At 74.3% G+C, this 25,019-nt stretch carries 22 protein-coding genes and 1 pseudogene; 7 read left to right on the top strand and 16 right to left on the bottom strand.

The genetic code is table 11. The features are described 5' to 3' along the window. Positions 1 to 7: 7 nt before the first annotated feature. Positions 8 to 1,699, bottom strand: a complete 1,692-nt coding sequence (locus IE217_RS07525; RefSeq protein WP_190176932.1) for a DUF885 domain-containing protein — start codon at positions 1,697 to 1,699, stop codon at positions 8 to 10. A gap of 52 nt (positions 1,700 to 1,751) precedes the next feature. Then, on the bottom strand, positions 1,752 to 2,270 hold the full coding sequence (locus IE217_RS07520; RefSeq protein WP_190176931.1) for an Lrp/AsnC family transcriptional regulator: 519 nt from the start codon (positions 2,268 to 2,270) through the stop codon (positions 1,752 to 1,754). A gap of 59 nt (positions 2,271 to 2,329) precedes the next feature. Here IE217_RS07520 and IE217_RS07515 point away from each other — a divergent pair, with 59 nt between their 5' ends. Further along, positions 2,330 to 3,547, top strand: a complete 1,218-nt coding sequence (locus IE217_RS07515; RefSeq protein WP_190176930.1) for a trans-sulfuration enzyme family protein — start codon at positions 2,330 to 2,332, stop codon at positions 3,545 to 3,547. A gap of 106 nt (positions 3,548 to 3,653) precedes the next feature. Here IE217_RS07515 and IE217_RS07510 read toward each other — a convergent pair whose 3' ends face one another. Together IE217_RS07510 and pdxR are read right to left on the bottom strand one after the other, a co-directional pair. Further along, positions 3,654 to 5,036 carry a GNAT family N-acetyltransferase gene (locus IE217_RS07510; RefSeq protein WP_190176929.1) on the bottom strand — a complete coding sequence of 461 codons (1,383 nt, stop codon included), beginning with the start codon at positions 5,034 to 5,036 and terminating at the stop codon, positions 3,654 to 3,656. Positions 5,037 to 5,161: 125 nt separating this feature from the next. Further along, complete coding sequence (pdxR, locus tag IE217_RS07505; RefSeq protein ID WP_190176928.1) at positions 5,162 to 6,655, bottom strand: MocR-like pyridoxine biosynthesis transcription factor PdxR; 1,494 nt, start codon at positions 6,653 to 6,655, stop codon at positions 5,162 to 5,164. Positions 6,656 to 6,702: 47 nt separating this feature from the next. Between pdxR and IE217_RS35505 the strand changes: the two are divergent. Beyond that, positions 6,703 to 7,074 (top strand): annotated as a pseudogene (locus IE217_RS35505) (EamA family transporter); the annotation flags it as partial. Between the two features lie 1,139 nt (positions 7,075 to 8,213). Here the strand turns inward: IE217_RS35505 and IE217_RS07495 are convergent. Further along, positions 8,214 to 9,044: an alpha/beta fold hydrolase gene (locus IE217_RS07495; RefSeq protein ID WP_190176927.1), complete on the bottom strand. Its 831-nt coding sequence runs from the start codon at positions 9,042 to 9,044 to the stop codon at positions 8,214 to 8,216. A 129-nt stretch (positions 9,045 to 9,173) separates the two neighbouring features. Between IE217_RS07495 and IE217_RS07490 the strand changes: the two genes are divergently transcribed. Both IE217_RS07490 and IE217_RS07485 read left to right on the top strand, forming a co-directional pair. Next, positions 9,174 to 10,058, top strand: coding sequence for an RNA polymerase sigma-70 factor (locus IE217_RS07490; RefSeq protein ID WP_190176926.1), 885 nt, complete (start codon positions 9,174 to 9,176; stop codon positions 10,056 to 10,058). Between the two features lie 250 nt (positions 10,059 to 10,308). Next, entirely contained in the window at positions 10,309 to 11,070 is a 762-nt protein-coding gene (locus IE217_RS07485) for a GntR family transcriptional regulator (RefSeq protein ID WP_190176925.1), read from the top strand. A gap of 67 nt (positions 11,071 to 11,137) precedes the next feature. Here the strand turns inward: IE217_RS07485 and IE217_RS07480 are convergent, their stop codons facing one another. Continuing rightward, positions 11,138 to 12,295 carry an ROK family transcriptional regulator gene (locus IE217_RS07480; RefSeq protein WP_190176924.1) on the bottom strand — a complete coding sequence of 386 codons (1,158 nt, stop codon included), beginning with the start codon at positions 12,293 to 12,295 and terminating at the stop codon, positions 11,138 to 11,140. Between the two features lie 140 nt (positions 12,296 to 12,435). Between IE217_RS07480 and IE217_RS07475 the strand changes: the two genes are divergently transcribed. After that, the gene (locus tag IE217_RS07475; protein WP_190176923.1) at positions 12,436 to 12,882 is read left to right on the top strand and encodes a hypothetical protein; all 447 of its coding nucleotides are present in this window, start codon (positions 12,436 to 12,438) and stop codon (positions 12,880 to 12,882) included. A gap of 159 nt (positions 12,883 to 13,041) precedes the next feature. Here the strand turns inward: IE217_RS07475 and mug are convergent, their stop codons facing one another. From mug to IE217_RS07435, 8 genes are all read right to left on the bottom strand, one after another. After that, a complete protein-coding gene (gene mug, locus IE217_RS07470) occupies positions 13,042 to 13,542 on the bottom strand; it encodes a G/U mismatch-specific DNA glycosylase (RefSeq protein WP_229865098.1) in 501 nt (166 codons plus the stop codon). A gap of 44 nt (positions 13,543 to 13,586) precedes the next feature. Next, on the bottom strand, positions 13,587 to 15,029 hold the full coding sequence (purB, locus tag IE217_RS07465; RefSeq protein ID WP_190176922.1) for an adenylosuccinate lyase: 1,443 nt from the start codon (positions 15,027 to 15,029) through the stop codon (positions 13,587 to 13,589). 59 nt (positions 15,030 to 15,088) lie between these two features. Beyond that, positions 15,089 to 15,886: an SGNH/GDSL hydrolase family protein gene (locus IE217_RS07460; RefSeq protein ID WP_190176921.1), complete on the bottom strand. Its 798-nt coding sequence runs from the start codon at positions 15,884 to 15,886 to the stop codon at positions 15,089 to 15,091. 67 nt (positions 15,887 to 15,953) lie between these two features. After that, positions 15,954 to 16,967, bottom strand: coding sequence for a hemolysin family protein (locus IE217_RS07455; RefSeq protein WP_190176920.1), 1,014 nt, complete (start codon positions 16,965 to 16,967; stop codon positions 15,954 to 15,956). Further along, the gene (locus IE217_RS07450; RefSeq protein ID WP_190176919.1) at positions 16,964 to 18,346 is read right to left on the bottom strand and encodes a hemolysin family protein; all 1,383 of its coding nucleotides are present in this window, start codon (positions 18,344 to 18,346) and stop codon (positions 16,964 to 16,966) included. The genes IE217_RS07455 and IE217_RS07450 overlap by 4 nt, the downstream gene beginning before the upstream one ends. A gap of 185 nt (positions 18,347 to 18,531) precedes the next feature. Then, complete coding sequence (locus tag IE217_RS07445) at positions 18,532 to 18,957, bottom strand: GNAT family N-acetyltransferase (protein WP_190176918.1); 426 nt, start codon at positions 18,955 to 18,957, stop codon at positions 18,532 to 18,534. 89 nt (positions 18,958 to 19,046) lie between these two features. Beyond that, a complete protein-coding gene (locus IE217_RS07440; RefSeq protein WP_190176917.1) occupies positions 19,047 to 21,614 on the bottom strand; it encodes an ABC transporter permease in 2,568 nt (855 codons plus the stop codon). 4 nt (positions 21,615 to 21,618) lie between these two features. Continuing rightward, positions 21,619 to 22,623, bottom strand: a complete 1,005-nt coding sequence (locus tag IE217_RS07435; protein WP_229865097.1) for an ABC transporter ATP-binding protein — start codon at positions 22,621 to 22,623, stop codon at positions 21,619 to 21,621. Positions 22,624 to 22,854: 231 nt separating this feature from the next. Between IE217_RS07435 and IE217_RS07430 the strand changes: the two genes are divergently transcribed. Then, positions 22,855 to 23,106 carry an antitoxin gene (locus IE217_RS07430; RefSeq protein WP_190176916.1) on the top strand — a complete coding sequence of 84 codons (252 nt, stop codon included), beginning with the start codon at positions 22,855 to 22,857 and terminating at the stop codon, positions 23,104 to 23,106. A gap of 4 nt (positions 23,107 to 23,110) precedes the next feature. Further along, complete coding sequence (locus IE217_RS07425; RefSeq protein WP_190176915.1) at positions 23,111 to 23,485, top strand: fic family toxin-antitoxin system, toxin component; 375 nt, start codon at positions 23,111 to 23,113, stop codon at positions 23,483 to 23,485. A gap of 41 nt (positions 23,486 to 23,526) precedes the next feature. Here the strand turns inward: IE217_RS07425 and IE217_RS07420 are convergent, their stop codons facing one another. Beyond that, the gene (locus IE217_RS07420) at positions 23,527 to 24,225 is read right to left on the bottom strand and encodes a class I SAM-dependent methyltransferase (RefSeq protein WP_190176914.1); all 699 of its coding nucleotides are present in this window, start codon (positions 24,223 to 24,225) and stop codon (positions 23,527 to 23,529) included. Positions 24,226 to 24,274: 49 nt separating this feature from the next. Next, on the bottom strand, positions 24,275 to 25,018 hold the full coding sequence (bioD, locus tag IE217_RS07415) for a dethiobiotin synthase (protein WP_190176913.1): 744 nt from the start codon (positions 25,016 to 25,018) through the stop codon (positions 24,275 to 24,277). Between the last annotated feature and the right edge of the window lies 1 nt (position 25,019).

Raw genomic sequence — 25,019 nt, 5'->3', positions numbered from 1 at the left:
CAGCGCCTCACAGCTGCGACAGCTCGTCCAGCAGGTCGTCCAGGCCCAGGGAGCCCTGGGAGAGGGCGGCCATGTGCCAGGACTTCGCGTCGAAGGCGTCGCCGCGGCGCTCGCGGGCCTTCTCGCGGCCCAGGAGCCAGGCGCGTTCGCCCAGCTTGTAGCCGATCGCCTGGCCCGGCATCGACAGGTAGCGGATCAGTTCGCTGGCAACGAAGTCCCGGGGACGGCTGCTGTGCGCGCCGAAGAACTCCTGCGCCAGCTCCGGCGTCCACCGCTCACCCGGGTGGAACGGCGAGTCCGCCGGGATGTCCAGCTCCAGGTGCATGCCGATGTCGATGATGACGCGGACCGCGCGCATCATCTGGGCGTCCAGGTACCCCAGCCGCCGCTCCGGGTCGGTGAGGAAGCCCAGCTCGTCCATCAGGCGTTCCGCGTACAGGGCCCAGCCCTCCGCGTTGGCGCTGACGATGCCGACCGTCGCCTGGTAGCGCGAGAGGTTCTCCGCCACGTGCGCCCACTGGGCGAGCTGGAGGTGGTGGCCCGGGACGCCCTCGTGGTACCAGGTCGACACCAGGTCGTACACCGGGAAGCGGGTCTGGCCCATGGTGGGCAGCCAGGTGCGGCCGGGGCGCGAGAAGTCGGCGGACGGCGCCGTGTAGTACGGCGCGGCGGCGCCCCCGGGCGGCGCGATCCGGGACTCCACCTTCCGCACCCGCTCGGCGAGTTCGAAGTGCGTCCCGTCCAGCGCGTCGATCGCCTCGTCCATCAGCCCCTGGAGCCAGTCGCGCACCTCGTCCACGCCCTCGATGTGCGTGCCGTGCTCGTCGAGGTGCGCGAGCGCCACCCACGGCGTCGCCGCGCCGGGCAGCACCTTCTCGGCCTCCTGCTTCATCTCGCCGAGCAGGCGGTGGAACTCCGACCAGCCGTACGCGTACGCCTCGTCCAGGTCCAGGTCCGTACCGTTGAAGTACCGCGAGAAGCGGGCGTAGCGCTCGCGGCCCACGGTGTCCGGGGAGCCCTCGACGGTCGGCGCGTACACGTCGCGCATCCAGTCCCGCAGCTCCACCACGGCCGCGGTCGCCGCCCGGGCGGCCTCGTCCAGCTCCGCGCGCAGCGCCTCGGGCCCGGCGGAGGCGAAGTCCTCGAACCAGCCGCGGCCCCGGCCGTCGGTGTCCGACCACTCGGTGAGCTGCTCGACGAAGGTGGCCGTCGGGCGCGGGCCCCCGTACAGCTTGCGGTCCAGGCCGAGGGCCAGGGACTCGCGGTAGCCGCGCAGCGCGGCCGGCACCGCGCGCAGCCGCTCCGCGACCGCGGTCCAGTCCTCGTCGGTGTCCGTGGGCGTGAGGGTGAAGACGTCGCGCACGGAGTGCACGGGGCTGTGGATGTTGCTGACCGCGCGCAGGCCCTCGTCGGCCTCGTGCACGGCGAGCTCCGCGGTGAGCCGCTCGCGCAGCAGGCGCGCGCACCGGCGCTCGATGTCACTGTCCGCGCCGGGCCGGCGCTCGGCCTCGTCGAGCCGGGCCAGCGTGGTGCGGGCGAGTTCCGCGAGCGCCTCCTGGCCCGCGGGTGAGGTGTCGGGCAGCCTGCTCGAACTCTCCTTCACACCGAGGTAGGTACCGGTGATCGGGTCGAGGGCGATGAGTTCGTCGACGTAGGCGTCGGCGACCTGACGGGGAAGCGGGCTCTTGGTCTCAGACATGCGCACCATCCTCATACGAGGACACGGCCCGCGTCAGCCCCGTTCACGCCGCTCAGTGCCGCGCCGCGTCCGCCTTCGCCGGGTGCGTGCCCGCCGGGGCGCCCAGCGGCAGCAGCGGACCGCAGTCCCACTGCTGGAAGATCAGCCGGGTCTCGACCCGCGCGACCTCCTTGCGTGACGTGAACTCGTCCAGCACCAGCCGCTGCAGATCCGCCATGTCCGCGACCGCCACATGCACCAGGTAGTCGTCCGGCCCGGTCAGATGGAACACCGTCCGAGACTCCGGCAGCGCCCGGATCCGCTCCACGAACGGCCCCACCAGCTCCCTGCGGTGCGGCCTGACCTGCACCGACAGCAGCGCCTCCAGACCGCGGCCCAGCTTGGCGGGGTCAAGGCGCAACTGGTGGCCGAGGATCACGCCGGAGCGGCGCAGCCTCGTCACCCGGTCCAGACAGGTCGACGGCGCCACCCCGACCTGCGCGGCGAGGTCGCGGTAGGTGGTCCGGGCGTCGTTCTGCAGCAGCCGCAGCAGATGCAGATCGACCGGATCCAGTACGACGGATTCGGCCATGGCTCGAACGTAGCACGGACTTCCACCCCGGTGACCCGGCCGCTGTTCACCCTTCCGCCATGGACACGCCCTTGGACGCAGTGAGCCCGTCCGCGTACGACGACGTACGCACCGCCCCCCGAGCACTGGCCACCGAGGCCGTGCACGCCGGCCGCGACGACCTCGCCCGGCAGGGACTGCACGCCCCGCCGATCGACCTGTCCACCACCTACCCCTCCTACGACAGCCGCGCCGAGGCCGCCCGCATCGACGCCTTCGCCGCCGACGGCGCGGAACTGGAGGGCACCCCGGTCTACGCCCGGCTCGGCAACCCCACCGTCGCCCGCTTCGAGACCGCCCTGGCCCGGCTGGAGGGCACCGAGTCCGCGGTCGCGTTCGCCAGCGGCATGGCCGCGCTCAGCGCGGTCCTCCTCGCCCGCGCCGCCACCGGCCTGCGCCACGTCGTCGCCGTACGCCCCCTCTACGGCTGCAGCGACCACCTGCTGACCGCGGGACTGCTCGGCACCGAGGTGACCTGGACCGACCCGGCCGGGATCGCGGACGCGCTGCGCCCGGACACCGGACTGGTCATGGTGGAGTCCCCGGCCAACCCGACCCTCGCCGAGGTCGACCTGCGGGCCGTCGCCCACGCCTGCGGCTCCGTGCCGCTGCTCGCGGACAACACCTTCGCGACCCCGGTGCTCCAGCGCCCGGCCGAGCAGGGGGCGCGGCTGGTGCTGCACAGCGCCACCAAGTACCTGGGCGGGCACGGGGACGTGATGGCGGGCGTGGTCGCCTGCGACGAGGAGTTCGCCGGGAAGCTGCGGCAGGTGCGGTTCGCCACCGGCGGCGTGCTCCACCCGCTGGCCGGCTACCTGCTGCTGCGCGGCCTGTCCACGCTTCCGGTGCGGGTGCGGGCCGCCTCCGCCACCGCCGCGGAACTGGCCGCCCGGCTCGCGGCCGACCCGCGCGTCGCCCGCGTGCACTACCCGCGCATCGGCGGGGCGATGGTCGCCTTCGAGGTGCACGGCGACCCGCACGAGGTCATCGGCGGAGTGCGGCTGATCACCCCGGCGGTGAGCCTCGGCAGCGTCGACACGCTGATACAGCACCCTGCCTCCATCAGCCACCGCATCGTCGACGCGGACGACCGGCGCGGCGCCGGCGTCAGCGACCGGCTGCTGCGGATGTCGGTGGGCCTGGAGGACGTCGAGGACCTGTGGGCGGACCTCGACCAGGCGCTCGCGGGGCGGCCCCGGGCGGCCGAGGTGAAGGGGCTGCACGAGGCGATGATCTGACCGCCGGCCCGGGCAACAGGCCGCACACGGCCTACGGCCCGGGCAACACGCCGCACACGGACTGCGGCCCGGCCTACCGCGCCGGGCCGCAGGTCGTGCGTCCGGTTCAGTCCCGCAGGCCGGCCGCGCGGTGGTGCGCCTCCTGGCGGGCGTCGTACGGCGCACGCGCGGGCGCCGGGGCCGCGTCCAGCCGGGCCGTGATCACCAGGGTGCCCTCCTCGATCTGGTAGTCGAGCGGGAGGCCGAGGCCGCGCATCGCGGCGACCATCCCGGTGTTCGACGCCCGCGTCACCGCGTACACGCTCGCGCAGCCCGCCTCCGCGGCCATCGCGACCAGCCGTCCCAGCAGCTCCCCGCCGATGCCCCGGTGCTGCCACTCGTCCTCGACGAGCAGGGCGACCTCGGTCTCGTCGCCGTCCCACAGCAGGTGGCCGAGGCCGATGATCCGTCCCGAGGCGGACTGCGCGGCCAGCGTCCGGCCGAACCGCGGGCTGAGCAGGTGGTTCAGATAGCGGTCGGCGTCACCGACCGGCCCGTGGTAGCGCATGCTCAGCGTGCGCGCCGAGCACCGCTCGTGCATCCGCCGGGCCGCCGCGAGGTCACCGGTGTCGGCCCTGCGCACGGTGATCGCGTTGCCCTCGGGCAGGGTCAGTACGTCCTGGCCGCGCGGGATGCGCGGGCCCAGCCGGGCGTCCAGTTCCACCAGCGCGCGGGCCCGCGCGAACTCGGTGGGCGTGAACGGCAGATACGGCCGCTCCACCGTGATCACCCCGCCCTCGGGCGCCCGCAGCCGCATCACCGTGTCCTCGAGCACCCCGTCGGAGGGCACCGGCTGCGGACCGGGGCCGCCGCCGGCCGGCCGGGCGGGCAGCGAACGGATCGTGCACCGGCCCAGCAACTGCCGCAGGGCCAGAGGCAGTTCCGCCGCGTCCACCGCCGTGCGCGCGGCCAGGCCCAGCACCCGGGTCGGCACGTCCACCAGGTCGTGCGCGTCCGCCCGCTCGATCCAGGTGCCGTCCCCGCCCGCCAGCGACACCGCCCGGGTGATCGCGGACGCCTCCAGCTCGGCGGGGGCCCGCAGCAGGAACTCGTCCACCGTCCCCTCGGCCAGCGGATGCGTCTGGAGGCTCAGGATGTCGACGTGCCGGCCGGCCAGCGCCGCGCACAGCGAGGCCAGCGAGCCCGGTTCGTCGCGCACCGTCGTCCGCATCCGCCACAGCGTGCCCGTCCCGGCCGGCCGGGCGCCGGTATCGTCCGCGGGCGGTGGTGCGTGACCGTGGCGCCGTGCCCACCAGGTGTGGAACGCCGCCGTGGCCACCAGCGCCAGCGCCGAGATCACCAGCAGGGCCGGACCGTCGGGCCCGTGCCCGATCAGATTGGCCACCCCGTCCGCCACCGCGACGGCCGTGAACAGCGCGGCCAGTTCCACCGCGTCCCGGCGCCAGTGGTGCACCGGGCGTCCGTGCTTCGCACGGGTCACATCAGACATGTCTGGAGTCATGCAGCCACTGTGAAGGAAGCGTGTTGCGTGATCACGAACGGTTTGTGACCGATCGTAAAGCGTGGATCCATCCCTTTTGTTGCTTTTTCAAAGGGGGACCGTCAGTCGCGCGCTCAGTCGCGCGCCGCCTCGGCCATCAGCCGCACCCCCGCGCGGATCCGCGCGGGCGGCAGATGCGCGTACCCCAGCACCAGCCGTACGCCGCCGTCCCCGCCCGCAGTGCCGCCGCCTGCCGCGCCGCCGTCCCCGTCGGCGGTACGCGCGTGCCGGTACGCGTTCAGGGTGCGCACCGCGACTCCCGCGCCGGTCATGCGGGCGAGGAACCGCTCCTCGGGCCCGTACCGCGCGGGCAGGTGCGCGATCAGGTGCAGGCCGGCCGCGATGCCCGAGAGGCGGGCGCCGGGGAAGTGCTCCTCCAGGGCGGCGGCGAGCACGTCACGGCGTTCCCGGTAGGCACGCTGGCAGCGGCGCAACTGGCGGTCGTAGTCGCCCCGTTCGACGAAGCGGGCGAACAGCGCCTGGTCGAGGGCGGGATGGCCGAGGTCCATGGTCCGCTTGCGCTCGACCACCTCGCCGGCCAGCGAGTCCGGCACGAGCAGCCAGCCCAGCCGCAGTCCGGGGGCCAGCGACTTGCTGACGGAGCCGGCGTAGACGACGCGTTCCGGGTCGAGCCCCTGGAGAGCGCCGACCGGGGCACGGTCGTAGCGGAAGTCTCCGTCGTAGTCGTCCTCGAAGACGAAGCCGTCCACCTGCCGCGCCCAGTCGAGCAGTTCGGCGCGGCGGCGCGCGGAACAGGCCATGCCGGTGGGGAACTGGTGGGCCGGGGTCGTCACCAGGGCGCGTACGCCCGAGCGGCGCAGCGGGCCGATGGCCGGGCCCTCGTCGTCCAGGGGGAGCGGGACGGTGCCGACGCCCGCCGCGCCGTACAACTCGCCGTGCTGTGGGCTGCCGGGGTCCTCGACGCCCACGGCGCGTATCCCGCGCGCGTGCAGCACGGAGCCGAGCAGGGTACTGGCCTGGGCCACCCCGGAGACGACGACGATCCGCTCCGGGTCGGCCACCACGCCCCGGCGCCGTGCGAGCAGTGCGGCGAGCGCGGTGCGCAGCCGGGGCAGCCCGCGCGGGTCGGGGTAGCCGAGGTCGTGGTGTGCCAGGTCCGCCAGGACGGACCGGTGCGCCGCGCCCCAGGCGGCCCGCGGGAACAGCGACAGGTCGGGCGTGCCGGGCACGAAGTCCGCGCGGGAGTCGAGGGAGCGCGGGGCGAGGTCACGCGCGCGCGTGCGTGCGGCCCGGACCGCACCGCCCACCCACGTGCCCGCACCCCGGCCGGTGCGCAGATAGCCCTCCGCCGTCAACTGCTCGTAGGCCTCGGTGACCAGCCCGCGCGAGACGCCGAGGTCCGCCGCGAGGTCCCGGCTGGAGGGCAGCCGTGTGCCCGGCGCGAGCCGCCCCGAGCGGACCGCCTCACGCAGGGCCGCCTGCAGCGCGCGCCCGCGCGCGCGGGCCGGCGCCGAGGCGGCAGGCAGCAGCAGTTCCCAGGCGGCGGCGCCGGTCGTTCCGGCCGGACGGGCCGCCGGCTCGCCCCGATTGGTCCCCGATGACGTCATGAAAGTGGACCTTAAACCGGGCCGCCGCGCTCCCTAGCGTCGCCACCATGAACGCGACCACCTCGCGCGGGGCCCTGCTCGCCGCGCTCGCCTGCGTCCTCGTCGGAGGATCCTTCACCGCCAACAGCGTCCTCGGCCACTACCCGTACGCCGGCGGCCAGTTCCTGCGCTACGGCCTCGCCTGGCTGCTGCTCCTGCCGCTCGTGGCGCGGAACCCGTCGGCCCGGCGGGACGCCGCCGCCCGGCTGCGGCGGCTCACGCCCCGCCTGTGGGCCCGCGTCGCGCTGCTCGCGGCGGTCGGCATGGTCGGCTTCAACCTGGCGGTCCTGGCCGCCGAGCGCACCGCCGAGCCCGCCGTGCCGGGGGTCCTCGTGGGCTGCGCCCCCGTGGTGGTCGCGGTCCTCGTGCCCCTCGCTCAGGGCCGGCGTCCGCAGCGGACCGTCCTGTACGGGGCGCTCCTGGTGGCGGCGGGGGCCTGCGCCGTGCAGGGCTGGGGCCGCACCGACGGCGCCGGACTCGCCTTCTCCGTCTGCGCGCTGGCCGGCGAGGTCGGCTTCGCGGTCCTCGCCGTTCCCGTACTGCGCCCGCTGGGGCCGCGGCTGCTGGCGACGGTGGTGTGCGGGGCGGCGGCGCTGGAGGCGGCACTCACCGGCATGGTCCTCGACGGCGCCGGCTGGCTGCGGTGGCCCGCCGCCGGTGAGGCCGCCGCGCTGCTGTGGCAGGCGGCCGTCGTCACCGTGATCGGCTTCGTGTGCTGGTACATGGGCATGCAGCGGATCGGCGCCGAGCGCGCCACCTTGTTCTCGGGACTGATCCCGGTCGCGGCCGCCTGCACCGCCCCCCTGACCGGCACGGGTTCCTACGGCACCGCCCAGGCCCTGGGCAGCGCCCTGGTCTGCGCCGGAGTCGCCACAGGCTCCGGCACCCTCACCCGCCCCGGCCGCCGACCGACGGCTGCCCTCAACCCGGTCACCTTTGACGCACCCGCGCGGGCCGAAGGGCGGTCATCGGCCACCATCGACACACCCGCGCGGGGCGGATCGCGATCAGTGGCTGCCGTCGACGCGCCCGCGCGGGACGACGGGTGGTCGTCGGCCGCCGTCAATGCGCCCGCGCGGGGCGAGCGGCGGCCGGTGGCCACCTTCGACCTCCCCGCGCGGGGAGAAGGGGAAGGCGGCTGCCCCCCATCAACGCGCCCGCGCGGGGCAAAGGGCGGTCATGGGCCGCCATCAGCGCGCCCGCATGGGGCGGAAGGGCACGGCGGCTGCCATCGACGCATGCGAGCGGGCCATCCGGCAGTCGGCGGCTGGCGGGTCACCTACGACCACCCGCGCGGGGCGAGTGGCGGCCTGTGGTCACCCTTTGACCCACCCGTGCGGGCCATCCGTTCGTCGGCGGCTGCCGTCAGCGGGCCCGCGCGGGCCGAAGGGGGGTCGGCGGCCGCCATGAGCGCGCCCGCGCGGGGGCACGGCAATCAGTGGTTGCCGTCAGCGGGCCCGCGCGGGCCATCCGGTCGTCGGTGGCCGCAGTCGCCCAACCCGCGTGGGTCGGCGGGTGGTCAGCGGCTGCCGTCGAGGATGACGCGTGCGACGAGGGCCGGGTCGTCGTTCATCGGGACGTGCCCGCAGCCGGGCAGCCGCACGAGACGCGCGTGAGGGATGATCTGCTTGGCCCTGACCCCCTGCCTGCGCACCAGCAGCCGGTCCTGGGTGCCCCAGGCCACCGTGACGGGGATGCCGGAGACGTCGTCGGTGAACAGCACGTCGATGCCCGCGCGGAGCGTCTCCTCGAACCCGGTGGCCTGCGCGAGGGCGAGCGTCTCGGCGACCACGGCCTCGGGTGGGCGTCGGCCCGGGCGGGCGTAGATGGTGCTGGTCAGCACGGTCCGGCCGGCCGCGGAGCGCGACAGCCGCTCGACCAGCGGCAGCGGCGTGCGCCGGGCGATCGCCCGCATCGCCTGGAGCACCCCGAAGGCGTACCGCCGCTCGGCCTGCGACCAGAACCCGGCGGGGGACAGGGCCGTGACGGACCGTACGAGCTTCTCCCGGCCCAGCTCCAGGGCCAGCAGTCCGCCCAGGGAGTTGCCCGCCACGTGCGGCCGCTCGATCCCCACGGCCTCGCACAGCGCGCCGAGCGCCGCGTTCATCGTGGGCAGGTCGTGGCGAAGCCCGTCGGGCAGCGCGGGCGAGTCGCCGAAGCCCGGCAGGTCGACGGCGATCACGTCCCGCTCGGCCGCCAGCAGATGGACCACCGGGTCCCAGGCCTGGCGGTGGTGACCGATGCCGTGCAGCAGGAGCAGCGGTTCACCGCTGCCCACGCGCGCGTAGGACAGGGTCACGGTCCGCGGGCCGTGCGGGGTGGGGACCTTGAAGGAGACGGTGGCGGACATGGTGCTCCTCGTCGGGGGATCGCTGACGGACGCCGGGTAGACAGCTTGTCAGCAATTACTACCCACCGGTAGCCCCCGGTGTGACGTTCCGTCTGGACACCTCCCGGGTCCGTGGGCTGGGATGGACCGGTGACCACCGGGATGAAGACCGACCTCTTCGAGGAGCACCGACCCGTCCTCATGGGCGTCGCCTACCGCATGCTGGGGCGGGTGGCGGACGCGGAGGACGTGGTGCAGGACGCCTGGCTGCGCTGGTCGCGCGCCGACCACGACGCCGTCCGCGAGCCGCGGGCGTACCTGGTGCGCATCACCACCCGGCTGGCCATCGACAGGCTGCGCCAGATCAAGGCGCGCGGAGAGTCCTACGTCGGCCCGTGGCTGCCCGAACCCCTGGTCACCGATGTCGCCGGCACCGTCGCGGACGCGGCGGAGCAGGCCGTGCTCGCCGACTCGGTGTCCCTGGCGGTGCTCGTCGTCCTGGAGTCGCTCTCCCCGCTGGAGCGCGCCGTGTTCGTGCTCAGGGAGGCCTTCGGCTACCCGTACGCCGAGATCGCCGCCATGCTGGAGCGGGGCGAACCGGCGGTGCGCCAGCTGGCCGGACGCGCCCGCCGGCACGTCGAGGAGCGGCGGCCGCGCTACGAGGTCGACCCCGCCCAGCGGCGCGACCTGACCGAGCGGTTCCTCGCCGCCGCCGCGAACGGCGACCTGGAGGGCCTGATGGCACTGCTGGCGCCCGACGTCCGCCTGGTGGGCGACAGCGGCGGCAAGGCCAAGGCGCCGCTGCGGATCCTGAGCACCGCCGACAAGGTGGGCCGCTTCCTCGTGGGCGCGGTGCGCAAGGGCGTCGCGGACCCCTCCGTCCGCATCCTGGAACTCAACGGCGGCCCCGCCCTGCTGGTCCTCTCCGCGGGCCTGCCCGACAGCGTCTTCCAGCTCGACGTCGCCGACGGGCGCGTCCAGGCCGTCTACATCATCCGCAACCCGGACAAGCTGACGTCCCTCGCCGCGTCCTGAGCCGCGCGCTCCACGCCCCGCCGCACAACCTCCGCACACCGCCTGCCCGACCGCCTGCCTCACCGCGCGGCCCGCCTCGTGCGAACGCCTCGTGAACGCCGCGTGGCAGGCGCCTGTGGAGTGACCGGGCATTCGAGGATTGGTCTTGACCAAGGGTGGGGGCCGCCCTATGGTCGCTGATAAGTACAACAACCTTTAATAAACAAGGGCGCTAAAACGCCGCCGGACCAGGGCGATCGCGGAGGACAGGGTGGGGACCACGCAGCTGGAAACGGTGCCGGAGCCCAAGTACTGGCATCTGAAGACCGTGCTCAGTGAGGCACTGGACTCCGAGTTCTCGGTGGGCGAGATCCTGCCCAACGAGCGGGAGCTGGCCGCCCGGTTCGGCGTGGCCCGCGCCACGCTCCGCCAGGCCCTGGAGCAGCTGGAGCTGGAAGGCAGGCTCCAGCGCCGCCGCGGCGTCGGCACCACCGTCGCGCCGCCCCGCGTGGGTGTGGCCGTGGGCACCGAGCAGCATGCCTGGCCGGGCGCCGCCGGCGACGCCTGGCAGCCCGTGGACTGCGCGCTGGACGTACCGCCCGCGAGCGTCGCCGACGCCCTGGGTACGGGCCGCGACGAGCCCGTGCACACCGTGCGCCGTTCCCGCGTCAGCCACGGCCAGCCGGTCGCGGCGGAGCTGCTCTACATCCCGGCCTCGTCCGTTCCCGAACTCAGCGCGATCGACGCCCCCTCCGGACCGGCACGCGCGCGTGCCGTGCTGCGCGAACTCCAGCGACTCGAACTCGACGGCCAGGAGCGCGCCGTCGAACTGGGCTCCGCCCGCGCGGACGACGCCAAGGAGCTGGACCGGCTGCCCGGCGCCCCCGTCCTGGTCGTCACCACCCGCTTCACCGCCGGGTCGTGCATCGCCGCCCTGTCCGTCGCCACCTACCGCGCGGACACCTGCCGGCTCACCTTCGGCGACTCGGGCGGCGTGGAAATCCACCACGGACCCGAGCGCCAGGCCTCCTGAGGGCGGCCCGGCCCGGCCCGAGCGTCAGGCGTCCTGACGGCGGCCCAACGCCCCCGGCCCGGCGCGCTCAGCGCCGGGCCGTCACCGTGCCCTCCACCGCGAACAACTGCTCCTCGACGTGGTCGAGAGCCAGCCGCAGCGCACCCGTCGCCACGGCCGCCTCACCGAGCATCGAGAGGGTCACCTGCGGAGGCCGCAGGCAGTAGCGGGCCAGTTCGCGCCGCAGCGGCTCGAGGACGCCGTCCAGACCGGCCGCCCAGCCGCCGATCACCACCAGCTCCGGGTCCAGCGCCAGTGCCAGCGCCGCCACGTCGTGCACGAGCCGCTGGATGAAGCGGTCCTCCGCCGCGCGGGCACGCCGGTCGCCCTTCCGGGCCAGCGCGAAGACCTCGGCCACCGCCTGCTCGTCCAGCGGGTGCAGCGGCTGGTCCGTGGTCGACAGCAGTGTCTCGGGCGTCGCCTCCCGGCCCAGCAGGTGCAGCGCCCCGATCTCTCCGGCGGCCCCGCCGAACCCGCGGTGCAGCCGCCCGCCGATCAGCGAACCGGCGCCCGGACTCAGCCCGGCCAGCACGAAGACCACGTCGTCCGACTCGGTGGCGGCGCCCTTCCAGTGCTCGGCGACCGCGGCGGCGTTGGCGTCGTTCTCCACCAGCACAGGGCACTTGAAGGAACGGCTCAGCCGCTCGCCCAGATGCAGCCCGGTCCACCCCGGCAGCGCGGTGCCCAGCCGTACGACGCCGTCCGCCTGCACGATCCCCGGCGTACCCACGCCCACGGCCCGCAGTGAGCCGCGCGCGACACCGGCCCTGCGCAGCAGCTCGGCCACCGCGGAGCGCAGCCGCTCCAGGCGCTCGTCCGCGCCGGCCGTCTCGTCGACCTCCCTGGCCTGCGCCCCGAGCACCTTGCCGTCGAGGTCGGCCAGCAGCGCGGCGACCCGGTGCGCGCCGATCTCCAGCCCGAGCAGGTGCCCCGCCTCGGCCCGGAACCGGAACCGCCGCGCCGGGCGTCCCTGGCGGCGGGCGGCGCCCTCCTCGGCGGCCTGTTCGACGACGAGGCCGGCTTCGATGAGGTCCTCGACGACTCCCTCGACGGTCGGCCGGGACAGTCCGGTGACCCGGGTGATCTCCGTGAGCGTCGCGCAGTCCGTGGCACGCAGCGCGTGCAGCACCACCGCGGAATTGATCCTTCGCAGCAGCGAGGGATCCCCGCCGGTCAGCCGCCCCACCGTCCGTCCTCCCAGCTCGTGCGCGTGTTGGGCGGATCGTACTCGGCCCGGCCCACCACAGCGAGCGCCGGGACCGCGAGCCGGGGGCGCCGGTTCTGACGCACCGCCAATTGTCAGTGGCAGCCGGTTTACTGGAACGCATGGACATCGCCGAGTACCTCGCCGTGATCGACCGGCTGCGCGCCCGGGAGTTCCCGGCGGAGCGCGGCCGGTCGGACCTCGTGGTGGGCGGACCCCGCTATTTCCTGGCCGAGTTGGAGGCGAGCCACGGTCTGCGGCTGGACTGCGCGGAGCGGCGCGCGGGAGCCGCGGACGACTTCCACGCCCTGAAGGAGGCCCTTTCCCAGGCGCTGGACGCCCGCATGGGCGAGCGGCAGGAGCCCTGGGGCATGCTCACGCTCAGAGTCCGCCGTGCGCGCGGCGAGGCGATACCCGAGCCCTGGTCGGACCTCAGCCTGCGCACGGACGAGCTGAACCTGTGGGGGCCGGACGAGACGGGCCGCTGGCTGGCGGTCGGCGTGGCCGACCGCGACCGCGCCGACGAGATACAACTCCTCGCGGTCGTCACCGACATGGACCCGCCGTGACCCGGACCCCCCGTGACCCGGACCCCCCGTGACCCGGCCCCCCGTGACCCGGACCCCCCGTGACCCGGACCCGCCGTGACCCGGACCCGCCGTGACCCGGACCCGCCGTGACCCGGACCCCCCGTGACCCGGACCCGCCGTGACCAGTGGCGGCCCGTGTCAGCCGGCCTCCGCCGCGGCCCGCAGCCGCGCGAACTCCTCCGCCATCGTCTCGGCCGTCCAATGGGCGTTCAGCCCGCTCGGGTTGGGCAGCACCCACACCCGCGTGGCGCCGATCGTCCGCTCCTGCGGCCCGACCTGAGCCTTGCGGTCGTCGAAGGCCGCGCGGTACGCGGTCACTCCGACCACGGCCAGCCACCGGGGCCGCCAGTGCGCCACCTTCAGGGCCAGCGCCCGGCCGCCCTCCCGGTACTCCTCGGGCGTCAGCTCGTCGGCCCGGGCGGTGGGCCGCGCCACGACGTTCGTGATGCCGAGCCCGTACGACACGAGCTCGTCCTGCTCCGCCGGCCTGAGCAGCCTGGGCGTGAACCCCGACCGGTGCAGCACCGGCCAGAAGCGGTTGCCGGGGCGGGCGAAGTGGTGGCCGGTGGCGGCCGACATCAGACCGGGGTTGATGCCGCAGAACAGCACGCGCAGGCCGGCCGCGACCACGTCCGGTATCGGGCGGTCGCGGGCGGCCTCGAGTTCCGCGCGGGTGAAGCGGGTCAGAGGATCGCCCCGGGAGCGTAGGCGGCGGCCTCCGGGTGCTGCTTCACGATCTCCTCGACGCGCGCGACGACCGCGCCGACCTGGTCGGCGGCCGCGCCGGTGAAGGACAGCTTGTCCGCCATCAGCGCCTGGAGCTGCGCGCCGTCGAGGGGGAGGCGATCGTCGGCGGCGAGCTTGTCGAGCAGGTCGTTGCGCTCGGCGCCCCGCTCCCGCATCGCCAGCGCGGTGGCGACGGCGTTCTCCTTGATCGCCTCGTGGGCGACCTCGCGGCCGACCCCTGCCCGCACCGCGCCCATCAGCACCTTGGTGGTGGCGAGGAACGGAAGGTAGCGGTCCAGCTCACGGGCGATGACGGCCGGGAAGGCGCCGAACTCGTCGAGAACGGTCAGGAACGTCTCCAGCAGGCCGTCCAGCGCGAAGAACGCGTCCGGCAGCGCGACCCGGCGCACCACCGAGCAGGACACGTCGCCCTCGTTCCACTGGTCGCCCGCCAGCTCGCCGGTCATGGAGGCGTAGCCGCGCAGGATGACCATCAGGCCGTTGACGCGCTCGCAGGAGCGGGTGTTCATCTTGTGCGGCATGGCCGAGGAGCCGACCTGGCCGGGCTTGAAGCCCTCGGTGACCAGCTCGTGCCCGGCCATCAGGCGGATCGTCTTCGCCAGCGAGGAGGGAGCGGCCGCCAGCTGCACCAGCGCGGTGACGACCTCGTAGTCCAGGGAGCGCGGGTAGACCTGGCCGACCGAGGTGAACGCCTGCGAGAAGCCCAGGTGACCGGCGATGCGCCGCTCCAGCTCGGCGAGCTTCGCGGCGTCGCCGCCCAGCAGGTCCAGCATGTCCTGCGCGGTGCCGACCGGGCCCTTGATGCCGCGCAGCGGGTAGCGGCCCAGCAGCTCCTCCACCCGGCCGTGGGCGACGAGCAGTTCGTCGGCCGCGGTGGCGAAGCGCTTGCCGAGGGTGGTGGCCTGCGCGGCCACGTTGTGCGAGCGGCCGGCCATGACCAGCTCGCCGTACTCGGCGGCGAGCCTGCCCAGGCGGGCCAGTACGGCCACCGTGCGGTCGCGCACCAGCTCCAGCGAGAGCCGGATCTGCAGCTGCTCGACGTTCTCCGTCAGGTCGCGGGAGGTCATGCCCTTGTGCACGTGCTCGTGCCCGGCGAGGTCGTTGAACTCCTCGATCCGCGCCTTCACGTCGTGCCGCGTGACCTTCTCGCGCTCGGCGATGGAGGCCAGGTCGACGGTGTCGAGGACGCGCTCGTAGTCGGCGATCGCCGCGTCCGGCACCTCGATCCCGAGATCCTTCTGGGCGCGCAGCACGGCGAGCCAGAGCTGCCGCTCCAGCCTCACCTTCTGCTCGGGCGACCAGAGCGTGGCGAGTTCGGCGGAGGCGTAGCGTCCGGCGAGGACGTTCGGGATACGGGGCTTTGCGGGCGCAGCAGTCACGTGCACCGAGTTTACTGGCGATTCGTGCAGGCCAGCGCCGCGGGGTTGTTCGTCGGAACCTACGAGAGCCCGGAGAGCTCACCGGCGTCGCCGTACGGCAGCAGTTCGGGCCGCTTGGCCGGGCGGCCGTCGCCGGAGGAGCGTCCGGTCAGCCGCCTGCCTATCCACGGCAGCAGGTGCTGCCGGGCGAAGCGGGCGTCCGCGACACGGCGGCTGACCCAGTTCGGCGGCGCGGTCGCGGCCATGGGCGTACGCCACTCGGTGTCCTCGGGCTCGTACCCGAGGGCCTGCCACACCGCCTCCGCGACCCTGCGGTGGCCCTCCGCCGTCAGGTGCAGGCGGTCCACGTCCCACAGGCGGGGGTCGGCCAGCGACGGGGCGCCGTACAGGTCGACGACGGTCGCCCCGTGCCGCCCGGCCAGCTCGTCGACGTAGGCGAACAGCTGCTCCATACGCGGCCGGAAGCGCTCCAGCACGGGCCCCTGCCGGCCCGGGCTGCGCATGAGCACGAGCCGTTCGCACGACGGCGCCAGCCGTTCCACCGCCTCGGTCAGCAGGTCCCTGACCCGGCCCATGTCGCACTTGGGCCGCAGGGTGTCGTTGAGCCCGCCCACCAGCGTGACCACGTCGGCCCGCATGGCCGCCGCCACGTCGACCTGCTCGTCGACGATCTGCCCGATCAGCTTGCCGCGCACGGCCAGGTTGGCGTACCGGAAGCCGGGCTCACGGGCGGCCATCCGCGCCGCGAGGAGGTCGGCCCAGCCGCGGTAGGAGCCGTCGGGCAGCAGGTCCGACATGCCCTCGGTGAAGGAGTCGCCGACCGCGACCAGGCTGGAATATGCGGGATTCGTCTGCATGGCGAGAGCGATGGTATCCCGCCCGGCCGCTCGCATACCAAGCGGTCGGTTCTTCCCGGGCGACGGGTCAGACGGGCTGGCCGAACAGCTCTCGCAGCACGTCCTCCATGGTGACCAGGCCCGACAGCCGGCCGTCCGCGCCGAGGACGGCCGCGAGGTGGGTGCGGCTGCCGCGCATGGCGGTGAGCACGTCGTCCAGCGGTGTGCCTTCGCGGACCCGCGCGATGGGCCGCATGTCGCGCAGCCGGAACGGCTCGTTGCGCGGGGAGGCGTCCAGCGCGTCCTTCACGTGCAGGTAGCCGATGATCCGGCGGCCCTCGTCGACCACGGGGAAGCGGGAGAAGCCGGAGTCGGCCGACAGCCGCTCCAGCTGCTCCGGGGTGACCCCGAGACGTGCGTAGACGACCCGCTCCAGCGGGAGCACCACGTCGCGCACGGGCCGGCTGCCGAGCTCCAGCGCGTCGTGCAGCCGCTCCTGCGCCCTGTCGTCGATGAGCCCGGCCTCGCTGGCGTCCTTGACGATCTCGGCCAGCTCCGTGTCGGTGAAGGTCGCGGACACCTCGTTCTTGGCCTCCACCCGCAACAGCTTCAGCAGCCCGTTCGCGAACGCGTTGACCGTGAAGATCACCGGGCGCAGGGCGCGGGACAGCCCGACCAGCGGCGGGCCGAGCAGCAGCGCGCTGCGCACCGGTTCCGCCAGCGAGATGTTCTTCGGCACCATCTCGCCGAGCAGCATGTGCAGATACGTCGCCAGCGCCAGCGCGATCACGAACGACACCGCGTGCCCGGCGCTCGCCGGCATGCCGACCGCGTGGAACACCGGCTCCAGCAGGTGCGCGATCGCGGGTTCGGCGACCACGCCGAGCACCAGCGTGCACAGGGTGATGCCGAGCTGGGCGGCGGCGAGCAGCGCGGAGACGTGCTCCAGGCCCCACAGCACGCTTTTCGCACGCCGGTCGCCCGCCTCCGCGTAGGGTTCGATCTGGCTGCGGCGCACGGAGATCAGGGCGAACTCCGCGCCCACGAAGAAGCCGTTGACGACGAGGGTCGCCAGGCCGATCAGGATCTGTACCGCGGTCACCGGCCGGCCTTCCTCTCCTCGTCGGCATGCCTGCCGCGTCGTCCGTCGCGCCGATCGGCTCGGGACGGCTCGTCGTCGAGCGGCGCGTGCAGCAGCACGCGCGCGGCCCGGCGGCCGCCCGCGTCCACCACGTCCAGCCGCCAGCCGCCCACCTGGAGCACGTCACCGGCCGCGGGTATCCGGCCCAGCTCGGTGGCGACCAGGCCCGCGAGCGTCTCGTACGGACCCTCCGGGACCCGCAGTCCGACGCGCGCGAGCTGGTCGATGCGCGCGGAGCCGTCGGCCGAGTACAGGGCACGGCCCTCGGTGTCGGCCCCGGCCGGGGCGAGGTCGGGTGTCTCGTGCGGGTCGTGCTCGTCGCGCACCTCGCCGACGACCTCCTCGACGATGTCCTCCAGTGTGGCGACCCCCGCCGTGCCGCCGTACTCGTCGATCACGACGGCCATCGTGCGGCGGCCGGACAGCCGGTCCAGCAGCCGGTCGACCGTGAGCGACTCCGGCACGAGCAGCGGCTCGCGCATGATCTCGGAGACCCGGACCCGTGGACGCCGCTCGGCGGACAGGGCCAGCACGTCCTTGACGTGGGCGGTGCCGACCACCGCGTCGAGGCTGCCGCGGTAGACGGGGAACCGGGACAGGCCCGTCGCCCGGGTCGCGTTCGCCACGTCCTCGCAGGTGGCCTGCGCCTCAAGGGCGACCACCTGGACGCGCGGGGTCATCACGTTCTCCGCGGTCAGGTCGGCGAGGTTCAGCGTCCGCACGAACAGCTCGGCGGTGTCCGCCTCCAGGGCGCCCTTCTTCGCCGAGTGCCGGGCGAGCGCCGCCAGCTCCTGGGGGCCGCGGGCGGAGGCCAGCTCCTCGGCGGGCTCCACACCGAGCCGGCGCACCACGCGGTTGGCCGTGTTGTTGAGATGGGTGATGAAGGGGCGGAAGGCCGCGCTGAACCACCGCTGCGGGGTGGCGACCCGCCGGGCCACAGCGAGCGGCGAGGAGATCGCCCAGTTCTTCGGGACCAGTTCGCCGACCACCATCAGGAACACCGTGGACAGCGCCGTGCCGAGGACGAGCGCCACCGAGGTCGCGGTGGACCCGGACAGTCCGAGCGCCTGGAGGGGCCCCGCGATCAGCTTGGCGATCGAGGGCTCGGCGAGCATGCCGACCACCAGGTTGGTGACGGTGATGCCGAGCTGGGCGCCGGAGAGCTGGAACGTCAGGTTCCGTGCGGCTTTCAGGGCGCCGGCCGCGCCCCGCTCGCCGCGCTCGGCCGCCCGCTCGAGGGAGCCGCGGTCCACGGTGGTCAGCGAGAACTCGGCCGCGACGAACGCGCCGCAGGTCACGGACAGCAGGACGGCCACCAGCAGCAGGAGCACTTCGGTCATCGGGTCACCCCCATCCCATGGTTGGCCCGGACGGGGGAGTTCGCGCGATGTCGCGCACTGGGAGGCTCGCCCATGGGCGGACGCTCACAACCTTTCATGCAGAACCGAGTGATCCTTCAATGGTAAAGGATGGGCAAAGGAATTGGGAAATGCCGGCCGATCCGGTACCGGCCGGCCCCCCGGGCTCACCGCGCCAGCGGCTTCACCCAGCGCCTCCAGTGCTCCTCGGACCCGTATCCCGCGGCCCGCCAGGCGTGGTGCGCGCGCTCGTTGCGGGTCAGCACCATGGCGTCCGCCCGCCGTCCGCCCAGCCGCACGAAACGCTCCTCGGCCGCGGCGAGCAGCGCCGAGCCGATGCCCAGCCGCCGGCGGTCCGGACGCACCGCCAGCCGGTACAGATGGCACCGCCAGCCGTCGAAGCCCGCGATCACCGTGCCGACCGGCTCACCGGCCTCCTCGGCCAGCAGCAGCGCCCCCGGGTCGCGGGCGACCAGCCGCTCCACGCCCTCCCGGTCGTCACTGATGCTCGTGCCTTCGGCGGCCGTCTTCCAGAAGGCCAGTACACCGTCGACGTCTTCGCAGGTGGCAGCCCGTATCCGCAGATCGATCATGCGGCGATCCCACCAGGAAACGGCGGCCGGCGGGCGGGATTCCGGCATCCGGAACGGGCCGCGCGCCGCGGCCCGGGCGCGGCAGGCGGTCACTCGTGGGCGATGGCCGCCAGGACGTTCATCCGGGAGGCTCTCAGGGCGGGCAGCAGGGCCGCGACGATGCCGACCACCGCGGCGCCGACGACGACCGCCACGATCGTGCCCCACGGGATCGCCAGCGCCGTCATGCCCTGGAGGGCCAGGACCTGCTGCATGCTCACGCCCCAGACCAGGCCGAGCGCCAGGCCCAGGACCGCGCCGAAGACCGCGATCACCACCGACTCCAGCCGGATCATCCGCCGCAGCTGCCGCCTGGCCAGCCCGATGGCCCGCAGCAGGCCGATCTCGCGGGTGCGCTCCACCACCGACAGGGCCAGGGTGTTCACCACGCCGAGGACGGCGATGACGATCGCCAGCCCCAGCAGGGCGTAGACGAGGTACAGCAGCACCGCGATCTGATCGTGCACCAGCTTCTTGTAGTCGGCCTGGTCGCGCACCTGCACGTTCGGATACGGGGCGAGGGACCGCTCCAGGCGGGAGCGCAGCTCGCCGGCGCCCGTGCCCGGGGCCGCGTTGACGTACAGCGCGGCGTCCTCGGTGCCGGGCACGTACTTGTCGACCGTGCCGATGCCGAAGAAGAGGCCGCCCTGCACGCCGAACCCCTCGGCCGCCTCCTGGTCGGTCAGGGCGCCGACCCTCAGCGCGGCCCGGCGGCCGCCCTGGAACTCGGCGGGCACCACGGTGCCCACGCGCACCCCGTGCTTGCGCGCGAAGCCGGCGTCCATGGCGAGATGCCCGTCGGCCAGTGCCGCCGCCGTGTTCCCTGCCGCGTACTTGATGTGCGCGACCGAGTCGAGTCGCGGGTCGTATCCGGAGGCCGCCGTCTCGACGCGCTTGCCGTCCGGCAGCCGTACGGCGATCGCGGCGAGCCGCTGCCGTACGACGAGCCCCGCGCCCGGGGTGCCGCGCACCTTGCCGGTGACCTCCGCCGGGAAGGGCACGAAGTTGCGGTTCTGCACCACGAAGTCGGCGCCCAGCGTCTTGTCGATCTGCCGGTCGAAGGAACGGGTCATCGAGGCGCTGGCCACCGACATGCCGCCCACCAGGGCCAGCCCCACCATCAGGGCGGCCGCGGTGGCGCCGGTCCGGCGGGGATTGCGCAGGGCGTTGCGCTGGCTCATCCGCCCGATGGGGCCGAACAGCGCGGGGAAGGCGCCGCCCAGCACCCGGATCAGCGGGCGCACCAGCAGCGGCCCGGCCACGACGGTCGCGACCAGGGTGAGGACCACGCCGACGCCCAGCAGGGAGGCGGCCGTCGCGGTCCTGGTCGCCGCGGCGCAGCCCCCGAGCGCGGCCAGGCCCACGGCCCCGAGGGCCGCGCCCGCCACCGCGCGCACCCGCAACGGGCGCCCCGCACCGGCGACTTCCGCGTCCGCGAGGGCCGCCATCGGCGACACACCGGCGGCGCGGCGGGCCGGCAGATAGGCCGCCACGAAGGTGACCCCGACACCGACGACGTACGCCGCGACCGGTGTGCTCCAGCCGATGACCATCTCGGTGGCCGTCAGATTCATGCCGAAGGCGCTCAGCAGCCTGATCAGCCCGGCCGCCAGGCCGATGCCCGCCGCCAGGCCCAGCGTGGACCCGACCAGGCCGAGCAGGACCGCCTCGGTCAGCACCGACCGCCGCACCTGACGCCGGTCCGCGCCCAGGGCGCGCAGCAGGCCCAGCTCACGGGTGCGCTGGGCGATCAGCATGGAGAAGGTGTTGACGATGAGGAAGACGCCGACGAGGACGGCGATCCCGGCGAAGCCGAGCATCACGTACTTGATGACCTTGAGGAAGCCGCCGAGGTCGGCGGCGGCCGACTTGGCCTGCTCGCCCGCCGTCCTCAGGTCGTAGCCGCCGGTGCCGATCGCCGCGCCCACGCGGCGCTTGAGTGCGGCGTCGCTGACGCCCTTCACCGCGTCGAGGGAGATGCTCGTCGCGCGGTCCGCGGAGCCGAGCAGGCGGCTCTGCGCGGTCGGGGTGTCGAGGAAGATCCGTGCCGAGCCCGGGTTGGTGGTGGTGAAGGTCGCGATGCCGCTGACGCGCACCGGGAACGTCCCGGTCGGCGCCTGCACGGCCAGCCGGTCGCCGATCCGCACGCCCTTGTGCCGGGCCGTGTCGGCGTCCAGGACCGCCTCGCCGTCGCCGTGCGGGGCGTGGCCCGAGGTCAGCCGGACCGGGCTGCGGGCGGTGGCCTGCCAGTTGGACGCGATGGTCGGGGCCCCGGTGGTCGGTCCGACCGGCTGGTTCCTGTCGTCGACCACCGTGACGTTCTCCACGAGGACGTTCACCCGGCTCGCGGCGACGCCGTCCACCTTGGCCAGGCGGGCGGCCAGCGAGGCCGGCAGGGTCTGCACCGCGCCCGTGCGGATGGGGGACTTGAGGTCCTGCCGGGGCGCCACGGTGACATCGGCGGCGGTCGAGGCGAAGAGGCGGTCGAAGGTGCGGGCGACGGTGTCCGAGAAGATCAGGCTGCCCGCGACGAACGCCACGGACAGCACGACCGCCAGGGCGGAGAGCAGCAGACGCCCCTTGTGGGCGAGGAAGCTGCGCAGCGTCGCCCTGAGCACCGGCTCAGGCCTCCTCTACGGCGGCGCCGTCGCCGTCGGTGCCGCGCGGCCCGTCCTCCACGAACCGGTCACCGGCCGCGCCGGGACGCGAGGGCCGTGTGCTGCCGGGGATGCGGGGGGTGCGGGGAGCGCCGTCGACCCGTCGGACAGGGGCGGTTCGGCCGGAACCGGCCGGCCCCCCGGCGTGCCCCGGCCCCCCGGCGTTCCCCGGACCGCCGTCGTCGCCGCCGGCCGGGGTCTGCGCGCCCGCGAACAGGCGCATCCGCTCCAGTACGGCCTCGGCCGTCGGGTGTTCCATCTCGTCCACGATCCGGCCGTCCGCGAGGTAGAGCACCAGGTCGGAGTGGGCGGCGGCGCCCGGGTCGTGGGTGACCATGACGACCGTCTGGCCGAGGGAGTCGACGGCCTCGCGCAGGAAGCCGAGCACCTCGAGACCGGACCGCGAGTCGAGGTTTCCGGTCGGCTCGTCGGCGAAGATCAGCTCGGGCCGGGAGGCGAGCGCCCGCGCGCAGGCCACGCGTTGCTGCTGGCCGCCGGACAGCTGGGACGGCCGGTGCTTGAGCCGGTCGCGCAGCCCGAGCGTGTCGATCACCCGGTCCAGCCACTCCTCGTCGGGCTTCCTGCCGGCGATGTCCATCGGCAGGGTGATGTTCTCCAGCGCGTTGAGCGTCGGAATGAGGTTGAACGACTGGAACATGAAGCCGATCCGGTCCCGGCGCAGCCGGGTCAGCTCACGGTCCTTCAGCCCCGTGATCTCCGTGTCGCCGATCCACACCTGTCCGGCCGAGACCGTGTCGAGCCCCGCCAGGCAGTGCATCAGGGTGGACTTGCCGGAACCGGACGGGCCCATGACCGTCGTGAAGCGGCCGCGCGCGATGTCGACGTCCACCGAGTCCAGTGCGAGCACGGTGGTCTCGCCCGACCCGTACGCCTTGGTCAGCCCGCGGGCGCGGGCCGCGGTGCCCTCGGCCAGCGGCCTGCCCGGCGTCGCAGCAGCAGGTGTGGACACGACGGCCTCCTCGATGGTCCTGCGTCCCTGTACGTCCTGGCACATGACTGCCTTGTCCCCGGCCGAGCCTAGTGTGACCAGGTCCACAGCCGGTATCCCCCGTTGGGCCGAGCCGCGTCTCCACCCCCGGGCAGGCACTTCGCGGTCCGTGTAAGGGGCACCCTCCACCCGGGGGGCGGCACGCCGGGACAGCCCTTGCCCATGCTAGCGGTCACGCGCTAGCGTCGAGGCATGGCGAAGACCCAGCTGAACGTGAGAGTCGACGAGGGCACCGCCCGCGCCGCCCGCGAACGCGCCCTGGCCCGGGGCATGAGCGTCAACCGCTACATCGAGGAGCTGGTCCGCCAGGACACCGGCGAGGCGGGCCGCACCTTCGTGGAGGCCGCCGCCGACTTCATGAAGAGCTACGAGGCGGTCTTCGCCGAGGAGTTCGGCACCCACCGCGAGGGTAGCCGCGGACACCGGGGCGAAGGCCGGCGCTGATCCCTTGAACGATCTCAGGATCGACCTCGCCTGGCTGCTCATGCTCGCCGAACGGATGACGCCCGGGGACCCGCAGGTCACCGACTGGGGCGCGCTGGTCGCGGCGGTGGCACGGCACCGGGCCGAGATCTTCGACGTCCCCGTCTACGACACCCCGCACGCGCGCGCCGCCGCGCTGCTGCAACTCCTCGTCCACGTGCCCGCGCTGGAGCGTTCCAACGCCCTGTTCGCCTCCGCGGTCGCCTACGCCTACCTGGTCGCCAGCGGCCTGAAGGTGGTCACCTCGCCCGAGCAGGTCCGCGACCTGGCCCGGCTGGTCAAGAGCGGTGAGGCCTCGGTGCACGACATCGCGGAGGAACTCCGGCAGTGGAGCCTGTGAAGTCACCGGGTCAGCCACTCACCGGCTCTCCGGCTCCTCGGTCACCGGGTCATCGAGTCACCGGACTCCGGCCGCCACGCCGTACCCACTGAGCAGTACGAGCTGGGCAGGGCCGGCCCCTTCTCCGGCAGGAGCACCCGCCGGTAGGGCCCGAGCGCGAAGCCGGCCTCCCGCAGCGCGGCCACCGGATCGCGGGCCAGATGGCAGCCGCCGCTCAGCAGCGGCCACACCGTGCGGTCCAGGGCGCGCTGGGTCAGCCCCATCGCCCGGCCGCCGCCCCTGCCGTGCTCGAGGAACCGCGCCTCGCCGCCCGGCCGCAGCACCCGGCGGACCTCGCCGAGCGCCCGGGGCACATCGCGCACGCTGCACAGCACCAGGCAGAGCACCACGGCGTCGAAGGCCTCGCTCTTGACCGGCAGCGCCTCCGCGCACCCCGGCACCACGTCCACCGGGACCTCGGCGCGCAGGGCCGCCTCCACCGCCCGCTGCCGCAGCAGCCGCTCCGGCTCGATGGCGACGACCTCCGCGACCGTGCCCGGGTAGCGGGCGAAGTTCAGCCCGTTGCCCGCGCCGATCTCCAGGACCCGCCCGGAGAGCCCGGTCAGCAGCCGCTCCCGCACCCCCGCCATGCCCAGCCTGGTCTCCGCGGCCACCGCGGCGCGGGCGTAGCAGCGCGCGAACAGCGGATGGTGGACGGGGTCCGGCGCGACCTTGCCGGCGCCCTCGGACCGTATCGGCATGGCGACCTCCCGGGCGGACGGGCCTACCGGGAGTGTCCCCCGTCCGGCCTCAGCGCACGCCCGCCGGAGCGAACGGCGCCGGGCACTCGCGCACCGTGAACGCCTCCGCGTCCCACCTGCCGTTGAGGCGGGGCGCCAGCCAGTCCGGGGCCGCAGCGCGGAATCCGCCGGGCGCGAGCGACCCCGCGCCCTCCGGCAGCGCGCCGAGCAGGGGAGCGCCGGCCACCTGCGGCAGATCGGCCACATTGCAGCGGGCGGCGAGGTCGGGTTCGGCGGGCCAGCTGCCGATCACCACGCCGAGCGGGTCCAGCTCGCGGCGCCGCAGTTCCCGTACGGTCAGCTCGGTCGTGTTGAGCGTGCCGAGCCCCGCCTGGGCGACCACCAGCACCGGGGCGCGCAGCAGTTCCGCCACGTCCGCGAGTGTGCCGCCCTCCTCGTCGAACCGTACGAGCAGCCCGCCCGCGCCCTCCACCAGCACCAGGTCGTGCCCGGCGGCCAGCCCGGTGGCGGCCTCGGCCACCTGCTGCGGGCGCACCGGGGCGCGCCCGGCCCGCAGGGCCGCCGTGCCGGGCGCCAACGGTTCGGGATAGCGGGCCACTTCGGCCGTCGTCACCGGTCCGGCGAGCCGCGCGACCTCGTCGGCGTCGCCGCGCTCGTCCGGCCCGACCCCGGTCTGCGCGGCCTTGAGCACGGCCACCGACCGCCCGGCCGCGAGGGCAGCGGCGGCGACCGCGGCCGTCGTGACCGTCTTGCCGACCTCCGTGCCCGTTCCCGTGATCACCAGTACCGGCATC

It is taken from the genome of Streptomyces naganishii JCM 4654, assembly GCF_014650575.1.
In the GTDB taxonomy this organism is placed as follows: Bacteria; Actinomycetota; Actinomycetes; order Streptomycetales; family Streptomycetaceae; genus Streptomyces; species Streptomyces naganishii.
Note: the sequence above shows the minus strand (reverse complement) of the source record. Positions and strands in the feature narration are given on the sequence as shown.

Bases quoted from the DNA above. Each gene is read 5' to 3' on its own strand.
- IE217_RS07525 (WP_190176932.1), bottom strand. From the start codon at position 1,699: ATGTCTGAGACCAAGAGCCCGCTTCCCCGTCAGGTCGCCGACGCCTAC.
- IE217_RS07520 (WP_190176931.1), bottom strand. From the start codon at position 2,270: ATGGCCGAATCCGTCGTACTGGATCCGGTCGATCTGCATCTGCTGCGG.
- IE217_RS07515 (WP_190176930.1), top strand. From the start codon at position 2,330: ATGGACACGCCCTTGGACGCAGTGAGCCCGTCCGCGTACGACGACGTA.
- IE217_RS07510 (WP_190176929.1), bottom strand. From the start codon at position 5,036: ATGTCTGATGTGACCCGTGCGAAGCACGGACGCCCGGTGCACCACTGG.
- pdxR (WP_190176928.1), bottom strand. From the start codon at position 6,655: ATGACGTCATCGGGGACCAATCGGGGCGAGCCGGCGGCCCGTCCGGCC.
- IE217_RS07495 (WP_190176927.1), bottom strand. From the start codon at position 9,044: ATGTCCGCCACCGTCTCCTTCAAGGTCCCCACCCCGCACGGCCCGCGG.
- IE217_RS07475 (WP_190176923.1), top strand. From the start codon at position 12,436: ATGGACATCGCCGAGTACCTCGCCGTGATCGACCGGCTGCGCGCCCGG.
- IE217_RS07460 (WP_190176921.1), bottom strand. From the start codon at position 15,886: ATGCAGACGAATCCCGCATATTCCAGCCTGGTCGCGGTCGGCGACTCC.
- IE217_RS07450 (WP_190176919.1), bottom strand. From the start codon at position 18,346: ATGACCGAAGTGCTCCTGCTGCTGGTGGCCGTCCTGCTGTCCGTGACC.
- IE217_RS07445 (WP_190176918.1), bottom strand. From the start codon at position 18,957: ATGATCGATCTGCGGATACGGGCTGCCACCTGCGAAGACGTCGACGGT.
- IE217_RS07430 (WP_190176916.1), top strand. From the start codon at position 22,855: ATGGCGAAGACCCAGCTGAACGTGAGAGTCGACGAGGGCACCGCCCGC.
- IE217_RS07420 (WP_190176914.1), bottom strand. From the start codon at position 24,225: ATGCCGATACGGTCCGAGGGCGCCGGCAAGGTCGCGCCGGACCCCGTC.
- bioD (WP_190176913.1), bottom strand. From the start codon at position 25,018: ATGCCGGTACTGGTGATCACGGGAACGGGCACGGAGGTCGGCAAGACG.